This window comes from Enterobacter sp. 5-4 (genome assembly GCF_000612205.1).
In the GTDB taxonomy this organism is placed as follows: Bacteria; Pseudomonadota; Gammaproteobacteria; order Enterobacterales; family Enterobacteriaceae; genus Enterobacter; species Enterobacter roggenkampii.
The window spans coordinates 22,393-42,801 of the sequence record NZ_JFHW01000013.1 but is presented as its reverse complement, the minus strand read 5'-3'; the positions used below and the strand labels follow the sequence as shown (position 1 = coordinate 42,801).

The 20,409-nt window shown below is 56.6% G+C and carries 17 protein-coding genes and 4 tRNA genes; 6 read left to right on the top strand and 15 right to left on the bottom strand.

Translation table 11 applies throughout. The annotated features are described in order from the left end of the window. Positions 1–2: 2 nt before the first annotated feature. A complete protein-coding gene (locus AA74_RS0109035; RefSeq protein WP_021242847.1) occupies positions 3–206 on the bottom strand; it encodes a lipoprotein in 204 nt (67 codons plus the stop codon). A gap of 135 nt (positions 207–341) precedes the next feature. Between AA74_RS0109035 and cyaY the strand changes: the two genes are divergently transcribed. Beyond that, positions 342–662 (top strand): iron donor protein CyaY, encoded by a 321-nt coding sequence (cyaY, locus tag AA74_RS0109030; protein ID WP_025912240.1) that lies wholly within the window; start codon positions 342–344, stop codon positions 660–662. Positions 663–751: 89 nt separating this feature from the next. On the opposite strand, the gene cyaA is transcribed toward cyaY, so the two are convergent. Beyond that, positions 752–3,295 carry a class I adenylate cyclase gene (gene cyaA, locus AA74_RS0109025; RefSeq protein WP_008501547.1) on the bottom strand — a complete coding sequence of 848 codons (2,544 nt, stop codon included), beginning with the start codon at positions 3,293–3,295 and terminating at the stop codon, positions 752–754. Positions 3,296–3,644: 349 nt separating this feature from the next. On the opposite strand from cyaA, the gene hemC reads away from it, so the two are divergent. The 5 genes from hemC to AA74_RS0109000 all read left to right on the top strand — a co-directional run bounded on the left by hemC (position 3,645) and on the right by AA74_RS0109000 (position 9,126). After that, the gene (gene hemC, locus AA74_RS0109020; RefSeq protein WP_032635435.1) at positions 3,645–4,586 is read left to right on the top strand and encodes a hydroxymethylbilane synthase; all 942 of its coding nucleotides are present in this window, start codon (positions 3,645–3,647) and stop codon (positions 4,584–4,586) included. Further along, on the top strand, positions 4,583–5,323 hold the full coding sequence (gene hemD, locus AA74_RS0109015) for a uroporphyrinogen-III synthase (RefSeq protein ID WP_023345088.1): 741 nt from the start codon (positions 4,583–4,585) through the stop codon (positions 5,321–5,323). Before hemC ends, hemD begins: the two co-directional genes overlap by 4 nt. 20 nt (positions 5,324–5,343) lie before the next feature. Further along, positions 5,344–6,540 (top strand): uroporphyrinogen-III C-methyltransferase, encoded by a 1,197-nt coding sequence (hemX, locus tag AA74_RS0109010; RefSeq protein ID WP_025912239.1) that lies wholly within the window; start codon positions 5,344–5,346, stop codon positions 6,538–6,540. Positions 6,541–6,542: 2 nt separating this feature from the next. Further along, positions 6,543–7,742 carry a protoheme IX biogenesis protein HemY gene (gene hemY / locus AA74_RS0109005; protein WP_023293568.1) on the top strand — a complete coding sequence of 400 codons (1,200 nt, stop codon included), beginning with the start codon at positions 6,543–6,545 and terminating at the stop codon, positions 7,740–7,742. Positions 7,743–7,914: 172 nt separating this feature from the next. Further along, positions 7,915–9,126 carry an MFS transporter gene (locus AA74_RS0109000; RefSeq protein ID WP_025912238.1) on the top strand — a complete coding sequence of 404 codons (1,212 nt, stop codon included), beginning with the start codon at positions 7,915–7,917 and terminating at the stop codon, positions 9,124–9,126. 506 nt (positions 9,127–9,632) lie between these two features. Here the strand turns inward: AA74_RS0109000 and AA74_RS0108995 are convergent. From AA74_RS0108995 to wecB, 13 genes are all read right to left on the bottom strand, one after another. After that, positions 9,633–9,709: transfer RNA gene (locus tag AA74_RS0108995), tRNA-Pro, on the bottom strand. Positions 9,710–9,754: 45 nt separating this feature from the next. Continuing rightward, positions 9,755–9,840 (bottom strand) — tRNA-Leu (locus AA74_RS0108990). 21 nt (positions 9,841–9,861) lie between these two features. Further along, positions 9,862–9,937, bottom strand: a tRNA-His gene (locus AA74_RS0108985). A 67-nt stretch (positions 9,938–10,004) separates the two neighbouring features. After that, positions 10,005–10,081, bottom strand: a tRNA-Arg gene (locus AA74_RS0108980). A gap of 102 nt (positions 10,082–10,183) precedes the next feature. Then, a complete protein-coding gene (locus tag AA74_RS0108975) occupies positions 10,184–11,569 on the bottom strand; it encodes an amino acid permease (protein WP_021242842.1) in 1,386 nt (461 codons plus the stop codon). Between the two features lie 197 nt (positions 11,570–11,766). Beyond that, positions 11,767–12,507 carry a lipopolysaccharide N-acetylmannosaminouronosyltransferase gene (gene wecG, locus AA74_RS0108970; protein WP_008501554.1) on the bottom strand — a complete coding sequence of 247 codons (741 nt, stop codon included), beginning with the start codon at positions 12,505–12,507 and terminating at the stop codon, positions 11,767–11,769. A 12-nt stretch (positions 12,508–12,519) separates the two neighbouring features. Then, positions 12,520–13,872 (bottom strand): ECA oligosaccharide polymerase, encoded by a 1,353-nt coding sequence (gene wzyE / locus AA74_RS0108965; protein ID WP_025912237.1) that lies wholly within the window; start codon positions 13,870–13,872, stop codon positions 12,520–12,522. After that, positions 13,869–14,948, bottom strand: coding sequence for a TDP-N-acetylfucosamine:lipid II N-acetylfucosaminyltransferase (locus AA74_RS0108960; protein ID WP_023326288.1), 1,080 nt, complete (start codon positions 14,946–14,948; stop codon positions 13,869–13,871). The genes wzyE and AA74_RS0108960 overlap by 4 nt, the downstream gene beginning before the upstream one ends. Further along, positions 14,945–16,195, bottom strand: a complete 1,251-nt coding sequence (gene wzxE, locus AA74_RS0108955) for a lipid III flippase WzxE (protein WP_023326289.1) — start codon at positions 16,193–16,195, stop codon at positions 14,945–14,947. Before wzxE ends, AA74_RS0108960 begins: the two co-directional genes overlap by 4 nt. A 1-nt stretch (position 16,196) precedes the next feature. Then, positions 16,197–17,327, bottom strand: a complete 1,131-nt coding sequence (gene rffA, locus AA74_RS0108950; RefSeq protein ID WP_008501559.1) for a dTDP-4-amino-4,6-dideoxygalactose transaminase — start codon at positions 17,325–17,327, stop codon at positions 16,197–16,199. Between the two features lie 4 nt (positions 17,328–17,331). Then, positions 17,332–18,012: a dTDP-4-amino-4,6-dideoxy-D-galactose acyltransferase gene (gene rffC, locus AA74_RS0108945; protein ID WP_025912236.1), complete on the bottom strand. Its 681-nt coding sequence runs from the start codon at positions 18,010–18,012 to the stop codon at positions 17,332–17,334. Beyond that, entirely contained in the window at positions 18,009–19,271 is a 1,263-nt protein-coding gene (gene wecC, locus AA74_RS0108940; RefSeq protein ID WP_025912235.1) for a UDP-N-acetyl-D-mannosamine dehydrogenase, read from the bottom strand. Before wecC ends, rffC begins: the two co-directional genes overlap by 4 nt. Next, entirely contained in the window at positions 19,268–20,398 is a 1,131-nt protein-coding gene (wecB, locus tag AA74_RS0108935; RefSeq protein WP_023615519.1) for a non-hydrolyzing UDP-N-acetylglucosamine 2-epimerase, read from the bottom strand. Before wecB ends, wecC begins: the two co-directional genes overlap by 4 nt. Positions 20,399–20,409: the final 11 nt, after the last annotated feature.

The following is a 20,409-nucleotide window of genomic DNA, read 5'->3' as shown; positions in this document are numbered from 1 at the left end:
CGTCAGAGATTAACCTGAGTCGGGCCGCCGTTGTCGCCACGGTCGTTAGTATCTGGCGTGGAAGACTCAATGCCGCTGTTAACCGGTTTCGTCGGCGGTGGTGCGGTTTTATCCGCAGGCGGAAAGTACAGTGGTCCCTTCAGTCCGCAGCCAGTCAGGCTAAACAGCGTGATGAGAACGGCAAGCGTTCGGAAAGCGTTTTTCATTATAAAGTTGCCCGTAAGTTCAAATCTGTTTCTATCATCGCAGGAGAAGACACAAAAGCAAGAGTTTGCCGCTTTCCTGCAACGGGAATTATTTAGGGTTATACTGCCGGCATCACGAAAAACAGGAACAAAACCATGAACGACAGTGAATTCCATCGCCTTGCCGACAACCTGTGGATGACCATCGAAGAGCGTCTTGACGACTGGGACGGCGACAGCGATATCGATTGTGAAATCAACGGCGGTATTCTGACCCTGAGCTTCGAAAATGGCAGCAAAATTATTATTAACCGTCAGGAGCCGCTTCACCAGGTGTGGCTGGCGGCCAAACAGGGCGGCTATCACTTCGATCTGAAGGGTGATGAGTGGGTGTGCGACCGTAGCGGCGTACCGTTCTGGGATCTGCTGGAACAGGCCGCGACCGCGCAGGCGGGTGAGGCGGTGCGTTTCAGGTAGTTTTGTTGCCCGGTGGCGGCTGCGCCTAACCGGGCCTACAACGGCTCGAACCGTAGGCCGGGTAAGCATTAGCCACCCGGCGAAAAGGCTCAGGAGAAATACTGCTGCAACAGCGGCGCGGTGTCCTGATTGGCAGGCGCGGCAGGCGTGACGGCCTGAGTGCGGAACGGGATCACCTGCGCACGGCCATCGACGTTCACAATCTGGTAGAACTGCGGCAGGTTAAAGTTGATAAAGCTTGAGCCGTAGGTAAAGCGGTCATGCGAAGAGGAGTAGAAGCGGCTGACGTCGCGCACCAGCTCCTCTTTACTGCCTTCACAGTGGTGATACACCTCGGCGCGGTTGGTCTCATCCAGAATGTAGATGTTGAACCCGGCATCGTCGCCCGACTCTTCAAAGAAGAACTGAATAATCCCTTCACTGGCAAAGCCGTCCACCACCTGCGGGAGCTTAACGTGGTTGGTTTCCACCTGCACCGACAGGCCATGCAGCTTGTTATGCGAAATCGCGCCGTAGAATTCAATGGCGTTTTCCAGCTTCTGTACCGATACGTTGAGACGTTCAAAGAACAGGCCCCAGGTCTGGCCGGAGACGCGCAGCGCTTTAAAGCGCCCGGTTTCCTGACGGGTACTGGAGAGACGCAGCTCGATACACTCCGAGACCAGCTGCTGCACGCGGGTACGAATCAATCCACGCAGGTGCTGGCTGTAGCAGAACACTTCCACGCTGTCCGGCGGCGCGGCATCCTGGTGCATCTTGCCGAGAATGGTTTTCAGCGCTTCGATCATCGCCTGCTCGCCGTTGAAGTGCAGGGTACGCACTTCGTTCCACGAGTTGCGGTACAGCAGGTCCACGCTGCCCACCAGGCAGTTTTGCTGCTCGCCAAAGCTAAAGACGTCCAGCTTGCGGAAGTCAAAATGGACCACCTGATTGCGGAAGGCCGCCGTCGGGTCATATTCCAGGTTGACGATGATCGCCAGATGGCGAATCTCGCACGGGCTGTAGAGCGCTTTTGGCGTCGGCGCAGGCAGACGCAGCGGGAAGTGGTGCGACACATCTGCGACCATCTCCTGCAGCTTAGCGAGATCGACCACCTCGTTGCCTTTGATAAACAGGCGCGTGCGCGAGGTCAGCAGGCCGTTAAACCAGGCCCAGGCCACCAGCTTGTTCAGATAGCGGTTATATTCCAGCGGCTGATGGCTGATGATGGAATCCATGCTTGGCGCACGGTTGTACAGATACCACCCGGTGCGGTTCGCGCGGCCCGGCGGCACGTAGATAAAGGTCAGGTTCGGTTCTGACAGGTCAGGCGAAATCTGCGGGTTAACCAGCGTGACTTTACCCGGCAGCGCTTCAAACGCGGCGTACAGCTTACGGGTCAATACCCCGATATCCTGCGGACTGGCGGAAACGCTGAGGTTGTTGCGGCGCGCAAAGCGGATCAGATTACGGTAGCTTTGCATCATCGCATCGAGCAGTTCGTTGTGCGCTTCACGCACCTGATCGATTTTCCAGTTGGCCCGGTTGTCGAGCATGGACAGACGCGCGTCGTCCCATCCCCACTCTTTTACTAACTGGCTGACCACTTCACGACGCCAGCCCACGCAGGCGCGTTCGCGGCTCAACTTCTCACAGACTTTGAGATAGAAACATCGACGTACCAGGTCCAGACGCGTGGTGTCATCAATGGCTTTCAGGTATTCGGTTACGCGCTCCAGCATCATGCAGTAGGCGTCCAGCCCGAAGGAGACGATCTCCCCGTCGTGCAGGCGCTGCTTGATGTCTTTCGCCAGCAGGCGCGGCGTCGGGTATTCCCAGGAGTAGGCTTCCAGCAGCAGCGTTTTCAGCACAGCTTTGTACGGTGAGTCGATACTCTTATAGAGCTGCCAGAGGCTTGCGCCGAAATACTCTTCCGCAGACAGTGAGCTGAGACCGCCGAGGTCCAGCCATTCGTTTGGCGTCAGTACGCCCTGCGCATAAAGCGACATGACGTAATCGTCGTAATGCTCTTCTTCTTCGCACGGGACCATATTCCACAGAATACGTTTCCCGGCCAGGCGAACGGCAGTACGGTAGAATTCATCCAGCAATAAGATGTGCTGGGTCGAGCCGCAGTCCTCACCACCCAGACTGCCGCTTTCGTTATGGCGGAAACGGTTTTCATCAATCAGGAAGAAGCTCACTTCCACGCCGAGCGATGCCGCCCAGCTCTCCAGCAGGCTGCATTTACGCTGCAGCAGCTGACGCTCTTCGTTGTCGAGCCAGGACTGATGACAGACCCAGATGTCCAGGTCAGAAGAACAGCTTTGCCCTACCGATGAGGTGCTCCCCATAGAGTAAACGCCGGTAATCGGCAGCTCACCTTTCGGGGACTCCTGTGGCGGCATGCCCCGGTAGAGTTCCAGCTCGTTCAAATAATGCTGTTGGGTTTCATCAGGCGTGAAAAGGCAAATGCCCTGGGGAACGTTACCATCAAGGTAGCCAGGCATCAGCGGGTGGTGATAGTGCAATAATGTCGGCAGCAGACTGTATACCTGCTGGAAAGCAGGGCCCATAGCAGCAAGCGCGCGATCCACACGCAGTTGATTTATGGCATCCAGTCTCTGTTTCAGAGTCTCAATATAGAGGTACAAGACGTATCGCCTGATGTTTCCGGGTGTCGCAGCTATTCAAAACACGAGTAACAGCGGACCCGCAGTATTTCAAAAAGATAACCGTTACCCTTTTTCGCCCTTATCATTTTTGGTGGTACCGACGAAAAAATGGTCTAAAACGTGATCAATTTAACACCTTGCCGATTGACCGTAAAGAAAGATGCGCTACATACAAGTGTAGCACCGTTCTGTACGTGTAAATTCCTGAATACGGCTATGGCTGACGAATACGCCGCCTTGTCCCTCTCACTCTTCATCAACCGTAAAACTGCCATCCCAGAGTCAACAATGTTAGGATGGTTAGCGATTGATAATGACGGTAACAAGCATGTTAGACAATGTTTTGAGAATTGCCACACGCCAAAGCCCTCTCGCGCTCTGGCAGGCACATTATGTGAAGCAGCGCCTGGAAGCCTGCCACAGTGGATTGCGCGTCGAGCTGGTGCCGATGGTCACGCGCGGTGACGTGATCCTCGATACGCCGCTGGCGAAAGTGGGCGGCAAGGGCCTGTTTGTCAAAGAACTGGAACTGGCATTGCTTGAGAACCGCGCCGATATCGCCGTACATTCGATGAAAGATGTGCCCGTCGAGTTCCCGGAAGGGCTGGGGCTAGTGACCATCTGCGAGCGCGAAGACCCGCGCGATGCGTTTGTCTCTAACCGCTATGACTCGCTCGACGCGCTGCCAGCGGGTAGCGTGGTTGGTACGTCGAGTTTACGCCGTCAGTGTCAGCTGGCGGAGCGTCGTCCTGACCTGATCATCCGCTCGCTGCGCGGTAACGTCGGCACGCGTCTGGGCAAGCTGGATAACGGCGATTACGATGCCATTATCCTCGCCGTTGCCGGCCTGAAGCGTCTGGGGCTGGAAGAACGTATTCGCGTAGCGCTGCCGCCAGAGCTCTCACTGCCCGCTGTTGGCCAGGGTGCCGTCGGCATCGAGTGCCGTCTGGACGATGTGCGTACCCGCGAGCTGCTTGCCCCACTGAATCATGACGAAACCGCTACGCGCGTAAAAGCGGAGCGGGCGATGAATACCCGCCTCGAAGGCGGGTGCCAGGTGCCAATTGGCAGCTATGCTGAATTGACGAATGGCGAACTGTGGCTGCGCGCGCTGGTAGGCGCCCCGGACGGTTCGCAGATGGTGCGCGGCGAACGTCGCGGTAACGCGCAAGATGCCGAGCAGCTTGGCGTGTCGCTGGCGGAAGAGTTACTGGATAACGGCGCCCGCGAGATCCTGGCTGACGTATATAATGGAGAGCCCCCTGCATGAGTATTCTCGTCACCCGCCCTTCTCCCGCAGGAGAGCAGTTAGTGAGCCGTCTGCGCACACTGGGGCAGGTGGCCTGGAGTTTTCCGCTCATTGAATTCTCCCCCGGTCGCGAGCTCTCTGCGCTCGCCGACCAGATGAATACCCTTCAGGACGGTGACCTGCTGTTTGCGCTGTCGCAGCATGCCGTGGAATTTGCCCACGCACAGCTGCAGCAGCAGGACATGGCCTGGCCAACCGCCCCCGGCTATTTCGCGATTGGCCGCACAACGGCACTGGCGCTGCATACCGTAAGCGGCGCGGACGTTCGTTACCCGTTAGATCGGGAAATCACTGAAGTCTTGCTACAATTACCTGAATTACAAACTGTTGCCGGAAAGCGTGCGCTCATTTTGCGCGGCAATGGGGGGCGCGAGCTGCTGGGCGAAACGCTGCGTGAACGTGGTGCGAACGTGACGTTCGTTGAGTGCTATCAGCGCTGTGCAAAACACTACGATGGCGCGGAAGAGGCGATGCGCTGGCACGCGCGAGGCATCAATACACTGGTGGTCACCAGCGGTGAAATGTTACAACAGCTTTGGGCGCTGATACCGCTTTGGTATCGCGAAAACTGGTTACTCCGCTGTCGGCTTCTGGTCGTCAGTGAGCGTCTGGCGAACCAGGCCCGGGAACTGGGCTGGCAGGATATTCGGATCGCTGATAACGCCGACAACGATGCGCTGCTGCGCGCATTACAATAACTCTCAAATGGGAAGCCATAATGACGGAACACGACAAATCCTCCGCCGTGGTTGAAGAGACCAGGGAGACTGTGGAGACGACGCCACAGCCAGAGACGACTGAGAAAACCGCTGAGAAGAAAAACGGCAGCAACAAAACAAGCCTCACGCTGAGCGCGATTGCCATCGCCATTGCGCTGGCAGCGGGGGTTGGCCTGTACGGGCTGGTGAAGCAACAGAGCGCTAACCAGACGTCCACCAGCGATGCGCTGGTGAATCAGCTCACTGCCCTGCAAAAAGAGCAGGAGACGCAGAAAACCGAGCTGGAAGCCGTGATTAAGCAGCAGACCGCCGCGCTTGCCGAAGCGAACAGCAAACAGGAAGAGCTGACCAAACAGCTGGGTGAAGTACAGCAGAAAGTCGCCACGATTTCCGGCACCGATGCCAAAACCTGGCTGCTCTCGCAGGCTGACTTCCTGGTGAAGCTCGCCGGACGTAAGCTCTGGAGCGATCAGGACGTCACCACTGCCGCCGCGCTGCTGAAAAGCGCCGATGCGAGCCTGGCAGACATGAACGATCCAAGCCTCATCGCAGCTCGTCGCGCGATTACCGAAGACATCGCCAGCCTCTCCGCCGTTTCGCAGGTGGATTACGACGGCATTATCCTCAAGGTGAACCAGCTTTCGAATCAAATTGATAACCTGCAGCTGGCGGATAACAACGACGACGACTCCCCGATGGATTCCGACGGTACCGAACTTTCCAGCTCCCTGAGCGAATGGCGCATAAACCTGCAGAAAAGCTGGCAGAACTTTATGGACAGCTTTATCACTATCCGCCGTCGCGACGAAACTGCCGTACCGCTGCTCGCGCCGAACCAGGACATCTATCTGCGCGAGAACATTCGTTCCCGCCTGCTGGTGGCGGCCCAGGCCGTGCCGCGTCATCAGGAAGAGACCTATAAACAGGCGCTGGATAACGTCTCAACGTGGGTACGCGCTTACTACAACACCGATGATGCGACGACCACCGCCTTCCTCGAAGACATTGATAAGCTGAGCCAGCAGAACATCACCATGAACGTGCCGGACAAGCTGACCAGCCAGCCGATTCTGGAGAAACTGATGCAGACGCGCGTGCGTAACCTGCTGGCGCAGCCGGGCGTGCCGGCTGAGCAAACGGGCGGAGCGGCACCTGCTCCGGCTCCTGCGCCTGAAAGCGCACCGCAGGGAGAGTAACGATGCTAAAAGTCCTCTTACTCTTTATCCTGCTGATCGCCGGGATCGTCCTGGGGCCTATGCTTGCGGGTCATCAGGGTTATGTCCTGATCCAGACCGATAACTACAACATTGAAACCAGCGTAACGGGTCTGACGATCATTCTGATCCTTGGCGTGGTGGTGCTGTTTGCGATCGAGTGGATCCTGCGCCGTATTTTCCGTACCGGTGCCCATACCCGCGGCTGGTTCGTTGGCCGTAAGCGCCGTCGCGCCCGTAAACAGACCGAGCAGGCGCTGCTTAAGCTCGCAGAGGGTGACTATCAGCAGGTTGAAAAGCTGATGTCGAAAAACGCCGACCATGCCGAACAGCCGGTGGTGAACTATCTGCTGGCGGCCGAAGCGGCGCAGCAGCGCGGTGATGAAGCCCGCGCTAATCAGCATCTGGAGCGAGCGGCTGAGCTGGCTCACGGCGACCCGATTCCGGTGGAAATCACGCGCGTTCGTCTGCAGCTGGCACGCAATGAGAATCACGCGGCTCGCCACGGCATCGACCGTCTGCTGGAAGTTGCGCCGCGTCATCCGGAAGTGCTGCGCCTTGCCGAGCAGGCCTATATTCGTACCGGCGCCTGGGGCTCACTGCTGGACATCATTCCGTCGATGGCGAAGGCCGAGGTGGGCGACGATGAACATCGTGATGAGCTTCAGCGTCTGGCGTGGATTGGCCTGATGGATCAGGCGCGCGCAGACCTGGGCAGCGACGGTCTGAAAACGTGGTGGAAGAATCAGAGCCGTAAAACGCGTCAGCAGGTTCCTCTGCAGGTGGCGATGGCGGAACATCTCATCGAATGTGACGATCACGACACGGCTCAGGCGATCCTCCTCGACGGTCTGAAGCGTCAGTACGACGATCGTCTGGTGATGGTGATCCCGCGCCTGAAAACCAACAATCCTGAGCAAATCGAAAAAGTGCTGCGTCAGCAGATTAAAACCGTCGGCGATCGACCGCTGCTGTGGAGCACGCTCGGCCAGTCGTTGATGAAGCACGGCGAATGGCAGGAGGCGAGCCTCGCCTTCCGTGCAGCGCTGAAGCAGCGTCCGGACGCCTTCGACTACGCCTGGCTTGCCGATACGCTGGACAAGCAGCATAAGCCGGAAGAGGCCGCCGCCATGCGCCGTGACGGGCTGTTGCTGACCCTGCAAAACAACGGTACCCAGCAATAATCAAAAAGGAGGCCAAACGGCCTCCTTTTTTTATCGCCTTTCTGCTGCTACATTCTTTACACCTGCATCCGCAAACGAGCCCGCCAATGTAACGATCTCTTTTCATTAACTTTTTCTCACACACGCGCACATTCTGCAGCGTGGATTAAATCGTTTTTGAAAGGAAATCGTCATGAACTCGCTTCTGTATGCGCTGATTGAAGCGCTGCGCTGCCACCGCTGGCTGCGCCTCCTTGCTTGTGCTTTTATCTTTTCTTCGCTGGGGAATGGCTTAACCCAGGTCGTGGTCTTCGGCTTGCTGTTAGCATGGTCAGCCCCGCCCGCACTGCTCACCCTCGCTTTTCTTTTCGCTACGGTGCCGGGGTTTATCGGAAGTACGATCGGCGAAAAGCTGTGCTCCCGATGTTCTCCGATCGCCCTGCTGATACTGACCGAGGCACTGGGATTGCTCGCCCTGCTCTTTCCCCTCCTTGGTGTGGGTTATCACAGCGTTACCGCGTTACTCGCCGTGCAATCCACCGAAGCGCTGCTCAGCGGGATGAGCTGGCCCGCGCTGACGTTGCTCTTCAAGCGCGGTCTCAGCGAAGCGGAGCTGCCTGCTGCGACCTGTCTGGAAAATGTGATTTTTGCTTCTCAGGTTTTGCTGGGGACCGGCCTGGGCGTGATGCTGTTTCAGAAGATATCCGTATTTACCCTGCTGGCCATTGATGCCGCCAGCTTTCTCGGGTCACTGCTCATGCTATGGCTGGCTGGACGCCGGTTTTCTGCGCCATCACTCCCGTCCCTCGAGGAAGAGGAAGCCCCTGCGGCATTACGCTGGCTGACGTTGACCGTTCGGCAGAAACGCAGTCTGCTCATCCTGCCAGCGCTGGCGGCCGTCGGCTCGCCGGCCGTGGCACTGCTTCCGGCACTGGCACAGCAACTCCATCCTCAGGATGCGGCGGGCCTTGCTCTGCCGCTGCTTTTCGCCAGGAGCCTGGGACAGCTTTGCGGTCCCATGTTGCTAAAAAAAGAGAGCCTGACGCGCTTTGCCGCTCGCACGCCACGCATCATCGTTTGTCTCGGCATCTTTCTGGCCGCTTATGGAATGCTGCCGTTGTTGTCCGGGTGGATGGCATGTGCGCTGGGGATGATCTTTATCGCGCATCTGGCTTCGAATGTTCTGTTCGCGGCCGGGACGTTTGGCGTTCTCAGTAGTTTTCATATTACGCAAACCGCTTCGGCCAGTGGTAAAGCCTGGCGCTTGCAAACGCTCAGCGCCTCTCTCTTCACCGGCATCGCAGCGGCAGTGGCTGCCGGGTTTGGCTCAGTAGCCGCACTCTATGCTGTCTCGTCAGCGGCCCTGGTGATGGTTGCCCTGATTGTGCGCCGGTATCGGGAATAAGGCATAAAAAAACGCCTGCTATAAAAGCAGGCGTTAAAACAGGTCTGTAAGACAACATATTTGGTGCTTCACTCAACGTTATGTCCATGGTGTCTGATGAGGCCGAAGCGACATCTGTCAGTGGACGATAAGCACCGTAAATGGCTCTGCGTCATTCCGGAGTTTATGAGGCACGAAGGCGAACATAAGAGATGGAATGAGCATCTACACGCATATTATTGCACGTAACGTGCCAACATGACACGCAGAACTTTTACATGACGCAACATTTTAAGATAAAAGGAAATTATGCTGTTAAGCGCCGTCTTAATCGCTACAACATATCGGTCAACGCAGAAATATGTCGCCAGGAGGAGACAGCAAAACCTATGGATAGTAAATATGTTTATTTTCAATGAATTATATGTCGCTGAATCGCGACAATGAAACAGGACGCTGTCGGGGAATCACTACAGGGGTGAAAAGTGGCAGAAAACAAAAAACCCCGCCGAAGCGGGGTTCAAAATTGGTCGGCGAGAGAGGATTCGAACCTCCGACCCACTGGTCCCAAACCAGTTGCGCTACCAAGCTGCGCTACTCGCCGATGTACTGCTTTTTGAATTTTTAGTTCAATTCATTTAAAAAGTCGTGGTGCGAGGGGGGGGACTCGAACCCCCACATCCTAAGGACACTAACACCTGAAGCTAGCGCGTCTACCAATTCCGCCACCTTCGCAATTCACAACTCTTTCAATAATGGGGTGGCTAATGGGATTCGAACCCACGACAACTGGAATCACAATCCAGGGCTCTACCAACTGAGCTATAGCCACCACTGTATTCTTTCACGCGGTACTGACTACTTCTCAGACCACCGCAGCTCTAGCGCCGGGACTAAAATGGCGCGCCCGACAGGATTCGAACCTGAGACCTCTGCCTCCGGAGGGCAGCGCTCTATCCAGCTGAGCTACGGGCGCTTAGCGCCGTTGCGGGGCTGGATATTACGTACCTCCGTCCCCGCTGTCTAGTGCTTTTTTGAAAAAAATGCGCGTTTGGTTATCGTTTGCACATTTTGCCGCTTATTCCTCCACTTTCTGCGTGGTGGCACGGCGACCGAGACCAAAAAGCTTATAGGCAGCCGTTACAGCGGCCAGGAAGATCATCCCGACAAACAGCGACATGCGGGTATCTTCATTAAAGTACATTCCGATTAATACGCAAATCAGGAACGCCATCGTTAAATAGTTCGCATACGGGAACAGAATTGAACGGAACGGATGGCTTTCAATCGCCTTTTTATGCGCATGACGGAAACGCAGCTGGCTGATGAGGATAACAAACCACGGCACCATGCCCGGCAGGACGCTGGCGCTGTAGACGTAAACAAACACCCGCTGCGGATTGGGAATGATGTAATTCAGGCAAGAACCAATCAGCAGGATCGCAATCGAAACCGCCACGCCCGCCACCGGCACGCCAGCACGTGACACTTTGCTCATCGCCGCAGGCAGCTGGTTATTCTTCGAGAGCGCATAGAGCATACGCCCACAGCTGTACATCCCGCTGTTACACCCTGACAGCGCGGCCGTCAGGACCACAAAGTTGATGATGCCCGCCGCCGCCGTGATGCCAATTTTGGCAAAGGTTAAAACAAACGGGCTGCCCGTCGTGCCAATTTCGTTCCACGGGAAGATGGTTACGATAACGAAGATCGCGCCCACATAGAAAATCAGGATGCGCCACAGCACTTTGCCCACCGCGCTACGCAGCGTGACCTGAGGATTTTTCGCTTCACCGGCAGTAATACCGATCAGCTCTACGCCCTGATACGAAGCCACAACGATACACAGCGCCGTCAGGAAACCCTTCCAGCCGCCGGCAAAGAAGCCGCCGTTTTCGGTCAGGTTACCGAAACCGATAGCGTGTCCACCGTTGCCAAAGCCGAAGAAAATCACGCCCAGGCCAACAACAATCATCACGATGATGGTGGTGACTTTAATCATCGCGAACCAGAACTCGATCTCACCATAAAGACGCACGGCGGCCAGGTTTGCCAGCGCCACCAGCCCCACGGCAATAAGCGCGGGTATCCACTGGGCCATGTCCGGGAACCAGAACTGGACGTAGACCCCTATCGCGGTGATCTCGGAGATGCCCACCGCCATCCACATGAACCAGTATGACCAGGCTGTCAGGTAGCCGAAAAAGGGGCTCATATACCGGTGCGCGTAAACGGCGAAGGAGCCGGTTACCGGCTCCAGGAAGAGCATTTCGCCCATGGAACGCATGATGAAGAAAACAAACAGCCCGGCAATAATGTACGCCAGTAATACGGAAGGGCCTGCCCACTTGAGCGTGCTTGCGGAGCCCATAAACAGGCCCACGCCGATAGTGCCGCCCAGCGCTATCAGTTCAATATGACGAGCTTCCAGCCCACGCTGTAGCTCCTGTTTTTTCTCTGCCATAGATCCTCGATTGTGTTTGCTGTTTCCCGACTTAAGACCGGGTATTGTTTTTTAGGGGGACTAAAATACGGAGCGAATGGTTTCTTAAAATGTGCCAAATGGCAAACGATGCATAAAAAAAATGAATGCATTGCACAGATTATCAGCAGTTTTGCAGGCGAGTTGCAGCGCGAATAGCATATCGCGCTACATTTTGATTACATTTTCCCGGTGTAATGCCAGGCGAGGTAGCGAAGCAGACGGATCTGGCGTTTAATGCGTGTCGGTTGCGATAGCAGGCGATACAGCCACTCCAGCCCCAGATGTTGCCAGACCGCTGGCGCACGCTTGACGTGGCCGGTAAAGACGTCATATGTGCCGCCAACGCCCATGTAGAGGGCATCCGGGCAGACCAGACGACAGTCACGCATCAGGATCTCCTGGCGCGGAGACCCCATCGCCACGGTGACAATCTTCGCCCCGCTGTCACGAACGCGCTCAAACAGCGCCTGCCGATCTTCCGGTTTGAAGTAACCATCCTGGCTGCCGACAATATTAACATTCCATTGACGACGCAGTTTCTCTTCCGTCTGGGCCAGTATCTCCGGCTTCCCGCCAATCAGGAACACGGGCGTTCCCTGCGCGCCTGCACGGGCCATAAGCTGCTCCCAGAGATCGGCACCCGCCACGCGGGAAACATTAGCGTCAGGATACTTTTTACGGATAGAGCGAACCACGCTGATCCCGTCCGCGTATTTAAATTCGGCCGCGTCTATCAGGCTTTTGACTTCCGCGTTATCCTCAACCGCCAGCATCTTTTCCGCGTTGATGGCCACCAGCGTACCGGATTTCATCTGGCCGTCGGCGAACAGAAAATCCAGCGCGTGCTGCATGTCGCGCCAGCCAATCAGCTGCAGACCACGTAGCGCATAGCGCGGTGCAGAAATTCTATCAGTCATTACTATCCTTACTCAGACTTGCGACAGCGTTGTGCTGCCCTGCCGCTCGCGCCTGTGCACAAGCCCGGCGCTGTCAAACAGCCAGTACAACAGTTTGGCCAGTAACAGGCAGATGCCGAAAACGACCATGAAGAACACCACGCGCGAAACGAACGAGTCCAGACCTTCGCGCGCCAGAACGATCATATTGAAAATGGCACCAAAGCAGAAACTGTGCAAAATGGCCGCTTTATAGCGGTTGGTCTCTTCATTGCCACGCAGGTAAAGCCAGTCGAACCACTTGATAATCAGCCCTACGGCAACCGCTCCGGGGAGAATGAACCATGCCCCGCCCATCACCACCAGGGAACCGAGCAGCGTGGGTGAAATTGCCAGACCGGAATGGTTGTTCAGCACTTCCCAGGTGAAGTAATTCGCCGTATTCAGCACCACGCCAGGACGGTCCGGCCATAGCCAGGAAGGGATAAAGACGTAGAAGTCGCGAACAATCGGCGCCAGCCCCTGGAAATCAATCCTGTCATAATTTTGCAGCAGCAGTGCCAGGTTTTCCCATGGCGAGAAGGTATCGCGCGTGAGGTAAAGGAACGTGTAAAACGCCTCATCACCCGCCACGTTCATCCCGTAGCGCTTCAGCGCCAGCCAGAACATCCCCACAATGCCAAACACGCCTGCTGCAACCAGCATCCAGAGCGAGATCCAGCCGCGGATAATGCCGATAAACAGGAAGATCGCGAAGGCGATGATGATGTTCGCGCGCGTACCGCCCACAATCATGTAGGTCAGGATGCCAAATGCGACGGTACTGACCAGGAAGAACAGCCACGCTTTGCTGTCCTGGCGCAGGAAGAAGATCACCAGCATCGCCGGGATGAAGAAGTAGAAGAAACGCTTAAGCGCCACGCCCGAGACTTCTGCCGAAAAAATCTGGCTGTAGGAGTGGAGTTTAAAAAGCAGGAAGCCGTTATGCATGAAGAAGATGCCAACGCTGACCAGGGCGATAGTCATCAGCATCACCCATGTCAGGTGGGTTTCCACCCGATTCATGGTAAAGAGCGCCCGGCGTGGGGCAGCTGTCTGCGCTGAACGCAGACGCGTTTTATAGGTGACGTAGTAAACCGCATAGAAGCAGGTCGCCGCCAGAAGCGCCTGGAGCAGAATGTCCGGCGGCGCGACGCTCACGTCAAAACGGAAGACCAGTATGCTGGTCAACGGGAAGCCGAAAAAGAACGTTAGCAGAAACAGTAACGAGAAGAAGACGTTAAAGTTGAAGCGCACGCGGCGGAATTCAAACCAGGTGAGCGTGGCGATAAACAGGCTGCTCAGAAGCCAGACAACCAGTAAGCCGCTGAATTGCAACTGACTCATGCTTTGTCTCCTGCAGCGATACGCAGCGCGCGGTGCCAGGGCGTGAGATAATTCGGGCTGAAAAAATCGATGCTGTTTTTATCCACCAGCGTGAGCTGACGTTGAGCTTCACGTACCACCTCGACATTCAGCGTGTCTGAGGTAAACAGCACCGGAATATGCTGCTCGGCCATGTCCTGCCAGAACGGGTTGTCGCGGTTGAGCACGCACGGTACACCTGCCTGAATCAGCAGGCACAGCGTGCCAATCCCCTGCTGCCGGGCAAAGATGAAATAACCGAGATCGCATTTTCTCAGCAGCGCAAGATATTCATCAAATTCCAGCTTATCGCTGAGGATGTGCAGATTTTCAGCGCTAAACAGCGCCAGCCCCTGCTGACGAACCTCGTCGATATAGGCGCTGTTGTTGGCGGGATAGCCCATCGGCACCACCACGTTCACCGTGTCGCCAAACTGCTGATGCACCGCCCTGAGCGCCGCGACATGTTCGTTACTGCGATCGCCGGAATTCCCCACCAGAATCGTCAGCTTGCCTTCTCGCACCGCGTCATTCGCCATGGCATTCAGCGCCGGATCCATGCGGGTGGGGAAATAGAGCAACTCGCCGCGCACGTTCGGGTGCTGTTTAGCAAAATAGTTGAGATCGCCGCGGGTAGCAAAAACGCAGCCTACGCGCCCCTGAGCCATGCGGCGCAGGGGATAAAAAAGACGGAATTTCCAGCCGCGGGAGACTTCATAAAGATCGGCTCCCCAGATATGCCAGCTGCACTGGGAGGGTTTAATCCCTCCGCTGAGAAGCGCCAGCCACAGGCCGGTATTGAACTGCCCGTGGAAAAAGAAACGTTGCTTACGATCCGCTTTGGCTTTGGCAACCACCGCCTTCGCCAGTGAGGCCTTATCCGGCCAGAAGCGAATCGTCAGTGCCGGAAACGCCTCGCTCAGGCCCTTATCCTGACCTGCAACCATAAACTCACGCGCATCAGGATCTCCCGATGCCAGCTCGTCGTTGAAGAACCGCAAAACGGTCTGGTTATGGTGTGGGATATCCGATCCCAGGATGTGAATCAGTGCAGTCATGCGCGTTTACGCCACAATAAAAATACACCGCAACAGGCGGCGAAATAAACGATATAGGTTGCCATGTAGGCCTGAGCCGCCCCCAGCGCACCGTGCGCGGGTATCAGCCAGTGCGAGAACGAAGTCAGTAATGCAAACTGGCTAATTTCCGCCAGGATATAGAGCCGCAGGGACGCTTTCGCGATCACCAGATAGCCGAAAACGTAAGCCCCCACTTTCAGTACATCACCCACCAGCTGCCAGGCAAAGAGATCGCGCATGGCGGTGAACTTCGCCGAGAACAGCAGCCAGATGGCGACATCGCGCAATAACCAGACGGTAAAGCTGGCAGCCGCGACGGCCGGCAATACAAAGCGCAGCGATCGGAAAATCTCGCGCGTTATGTCCTGTCTGGACGTCAGACGCGACAGGGTTGGCAGCAGGTAAACGCTAAAGGAAGCCGTAATAAACTGAAGATAGGCATCGGAAATACTGCTTACGCCCTGCCAGATCCCGACCTCATCCCAGCTATAGTGCGCCGCCAGCAGGTTTCGCATCATCACGTAGGCCACCGGCAGCGTGACGGAGGTGATGAGCGCCATCAGGGTAAATTTACCCAGTTGGCTGGCAAGCATCGAGTCCCATTGCGGTTTCAGGTAGCTCAGCGGAATGACGCCCCGACGCATCAGCATAAATGCCGCAGGCACAACCACCAGCGCCGGAACCAGCGCCAGCCCCAGCAGTGCGCCTTCATAGCCACCCAGGCGATAGCAGAAATAATAGGCAATCACGCCGATGACGCTGCCCAGGATCAACGCAAGCGCGTTCCCGGCAGCATCACGAAACCCTTTCATCAGCGCCAGCAGCAGGTTAGCCCAGGCAATTCCCATCTGAACCAATGCGACCAGACGCACCAGCCCCTGATAGTGGGTGTGACCGAATAATCCCTGGCTGATGGGCGCTGCCGCCAGCAGAAAGATGATCGCCATCAGGGTCGAAAAACCCGTGACCATCGCCGACGAGGTGCCCACGACCCTCCGAAGCTGGGCCGCATCATCATGATACTGCGCAACGTATTTGGTGACGCCGTTGAAGATACCGGCACCGGCCAGCACGCCAAGGACGGTGACAAGCTGACGGAAATTACCCGCCAGCCCCACTCCTGACGGGCCAAATGAGACGGCCAGGAGCTTGACGACCAACAGCCCGGCCCCAATTTTTACAAGCGTGGACGCGGCGGTCCACACCGATGCTTTTGCCAGAGACATATCAGCCGAAATAACTCAGGAGGGTATTAATCACCGTACGCTGGTTAACTGGCGCGAGGTTGTAGAACAGTGGCAGACGAAGCAAACGCTCACTTTCTTTGGTGGTGTAACGGTCTTCACCCGCGAACGTTCCAAACGCTTCGCCCGCCGGACTGGAGTGCAGCGGGATATAGTGGAACACCGCCATAATTTCGGCTTCTTTCAGCCAGGCGATGAGCTCGCTGCGGTCGTCGTTATCGCGCAGCTTGATGTAGAACATGTGCGCGTTGTGGACGCAATCCGCCGGAATCGTTGGCAGCGCAATACGCCCGGCTTTTGCCAGAGGTTCCAGCGCATCGTAATAGGTTTGCCACAGGGAGAGACGCTGCAGGTTGATGCGATCCGCGGCTTCCAGCTGCGCCCACAGGTACGCGGCCTGCAGATCCGCCATCAGATAGCTGGAGCCAATATCGCGCCAGGTGTATTTGTCTACCTGGCCGCGGAAGAACTGGCTGCGGTTGGTGCCTTTTTCGCGGATCACTTCCGCACGCTCCACGAGCGCCCGGTCGTTAATCAGCGTCGCGCCACCCTCTCCGCCTGCCGTGTAGTTTTTGGTTTCGTGGAAGCTAAAGCAGCCGATGTGGCCGATGGTGCCCAGCGCGCGTCCCTTGTAGGTCGACATCACGCCCTGCGCGGCATCTTCCACCACAAACAGGTTATGTTTTTTGGCGATGGCCATGATGGTGTCCATTTCACAGGCCACACCTGCGTAGTGAACCGGCACGATCGCGCGCGTTTTGTCGGTGATCGCCGCTTCAATCAGCGTCTCATCAATGTTCATGGTATCCGGGCGGATATCCACAAAGACGATTTTCGCCCCGCGCAGGACAAACGCATTCGCCGTGGAAACGAAGGTGTAGCTCGGCATGATCACTTCATCGCCGGGCTGGATATCCAGCAGCAGTGCGGCCATTTCCAGCGATGCCGTACAGGACGGGGTCAGCAGTACTTTGGCGCTGCGAAAACGCTGTTCCATCCACTGCTGACAGCGACGGGTGAAACCGCCGTCACCGCAGAGTTTGCCGCTGCCCATGGCAGACTGCATATAGTCGAGTTCCGTTCCGACGACGGGTGGTGCGTTAAATGGAATCATCTTGTCACCTGTATAACCAGTAGGCGGTGGCGTCGATGTTGGCACCACTCGCAATATAACGTTTAAGCGCGGCGGTGTTGCCCACCTGGGTCGCCACCCGCAGCGTCTCAACCTGCTGCTGCTGCTGCGCCCAGTGCAGCGCCGCCTGCATAAGTTTCTCACCCATGCCGCGCCCGGCTAATAAGCCAATACGCGCCTCGCGCACGTTGAGCTTGCGAAGCGAGACGAACCCCTGGGGTTGACCGTCCCCTGCGCGTAAAACCAGGCAGACGTGGTCAAAGGTGCCTTTAACCGCATTCTCTATCCACTGGGCATAGAAACGGCCGCTATCGTCAGGTGCGTACCAGGGCGTACGAAAGCGACTCTGCGCAAACGCCTGAGCCGCCATCTGACGCAGCACGGGAATATCCTGTTCGGTTGCGATTTCAGCGCCGGGTGCATCATGCCGGGTGAGGGTTATGGAAAGGTCTGCCTCACCTTCCACCAGCTGAAAACCGCGTTGCTGGAGCGCATCAAGCAGGTCGGTACGGTCCGCCGGGATCTTCGCCTGAATCCGTTGCCAGGCGATGAAATCCGATTCAGCCAGTACCGGCGCATCATCGCGCAGACGCACAATGGCCGACGGCAGGCCGAAAAAGGCACTCTCCCACTGCAGGGGCTCAAGTACCCCGTTCAGGCTGTTCAACGCCAGACACCTTTGGTATCAACCACATAATTCTGACGCACCGCATCACCGGACGTCGCTTTAAACGCTTTATGATCCACCAGCAGCACCAGCACGTCCGCCGTCGCCAGCGCCTCATCCAGCGCTGCCAGCGTGCAGTGCCCCGCCAGTTTTGCCGGCAACTCATGGATATTCGGCTCAACCACCAGCGTTTCACCCTTGTGCCATTCGGCAATCATCTGAGTAATTTCCATTGCCGGGCTTTCACGCAGATCGTCAATGTTGGGTTTGAATGCCAGACCAAAGCAGGCAATTTTCAGCTCGCTGGCGCGCTTTCCGCTCTCTGCCAGACAATCCGCTACCGTGGTTTTGACCTGATTGAGCACCCAGTGAGGTTTGCTGTCGTTCACTTCACGCGCGGTGCGAATCAGGCGCGCCTGCGCCGGATTCTGAGCCACAATAAACCACGGATCGACGGCGATGCAGTGTCCACCCACGCCCGGGCCTGGCTGGAGAATGTTTACACGCGGATGGCGATTCGCCAGGCTAATCAACTCCCAGACGTTAATCCCCTGATCGGCGCAAATCAGCGACAGTTCGTTCGCAAAGGCGATATTAACGTCACGGAAGCTGTTCTCCGTCAGCTTGCACATCTCGGCGGTGCGGGAGTTTGTCACCACGCACTCGCCTTCCAGGAAAATCTTGTACAGCGCGCTAGCGCGTTCGGAACAGACGGGCGTCATACCGCCAATGACGCGGTCATTTTTAATCAGTTCGACCATGACCTGGCCCGGTAGCACGCGCTCCGGACAGTAGGCAATGTTGATATCCGCCTGCTCCCCCGCCTGTTGCGGGAAGCTTAAATCAGGGCGCGCGTCGGCCAGCCACTGCGCCATCTGCTCGGTAGCACCGACCGGAGAGGTTGACTCCAGAATCACCAGCGCCCCTTTCTTCAGCACAGGAGCAATGGACTTTGCCGCCGCCTCGACGTAGACCATGTCGGGCTCGTGGTCGCCTTTAAAGGGCGTTGGAACAGCAATCAGGTAGGCATCCGCTTCAACCGGCGTGGTACTGGCGCGCAGGAAGCCGCCCTCCACCGCCTCTTTCACTACGCGATCCAAATCGGGCTCGACAATATGAATCTCGCCACGGTTAATGGTTTCCACCGCACGGGCGTTGATATCCACACCGACAACCTGTTTCTGACGAGAGGCAAACGCCGCCGCGGTAGGCAAGCCAATGTAGCCAAGACCAATGACAGAGAGGGTAGTAAAACTCATAGCGATACCTGATTGTGTTTAAGTGCATGCAAAATACGGCCACAAGCCTGCCCGTCTCCATACGGATTATGGGCCCGGCTCATCGCCTGATACGTTTCGTCGTCATGCAGAAGGCGCGTGACCTCTTCGACGATGAGTTCCGCGTTGGTGCCGACCAGACGCACCGTACCGGCTTTGACCGCTTCCGGACGTTCGGTGGTTTCACGCATCACCAGCACCGGTTTGCCAAGAGAAGGCGCTTCTTCCTGAATGCCGCCGGAATCGGTAAGGATCAGCCAGGCATGGTTCATCAGCCAGACAAACGGCAGATAGTCCTGAGGTTCAATCAGAAGGACATTTTCGATATGACCCAGGATGCGGTTAACCGGCTCGCTGACGTTAGGATTGAGATGGACCGGATAGACAATCTGCACGTCGTCGTTCTGCGCCGCGATTTCAGCCAGCGCGTGACAGATTTGCTCAAAACCCCGGCCAAAGCTTTCGCGACGGTGGCCGGTGACCAGAATGGTTTTTTTGCCGTTGTGCAGGAATGGATAGCGGGCAGCGAGTTCGTTCTTAAGCTCGTGGTTTGCCAGGACCCGGTCACGTACCCAAATTAACGCATCGATGACCGTATTGCCGGTCACAAAGATTTTGTTATCGGCGATATTTTCACGCAGCAGGTTCTGACGCGAGTTTTCCGTAGGCGCAAAGTGATACATCGCCAGGTGGCCCGTTAGCGTGCGGTTGGCCTCCTCCGGCCACGGCGAATAAAGATTGCCGGTACGCAGACCCGCCTCAACATGCCCCACGGGAATTCGCTGGTAAAACGCGGCCAGGCTGGTCGCCACGGTCGTGGTGGTGTCGCCGTGTACCAGCACCACGTCAGGCTTGAATGACTCCAGGATAGGCTTCAGCTCTTGCAGAATACGACAAGTTATCTCCGTCAATCCTTGCCCCGGTTTCATAATATTGAGGTCGTAATCCGGGACGATGGAAAAGAGCGTTAACACCTGATCGAGCATCTCACGGTGCTGGGCCGTGACGCACACTTTCGCTTCAATATCAGGATCGCTGGCCAGCGCATGAACCAGAGGCGCCATCTTTATGGCCTCCGGCCTGGTGCCAAATACGGTTAGTACTTTCACATCGATTCTCT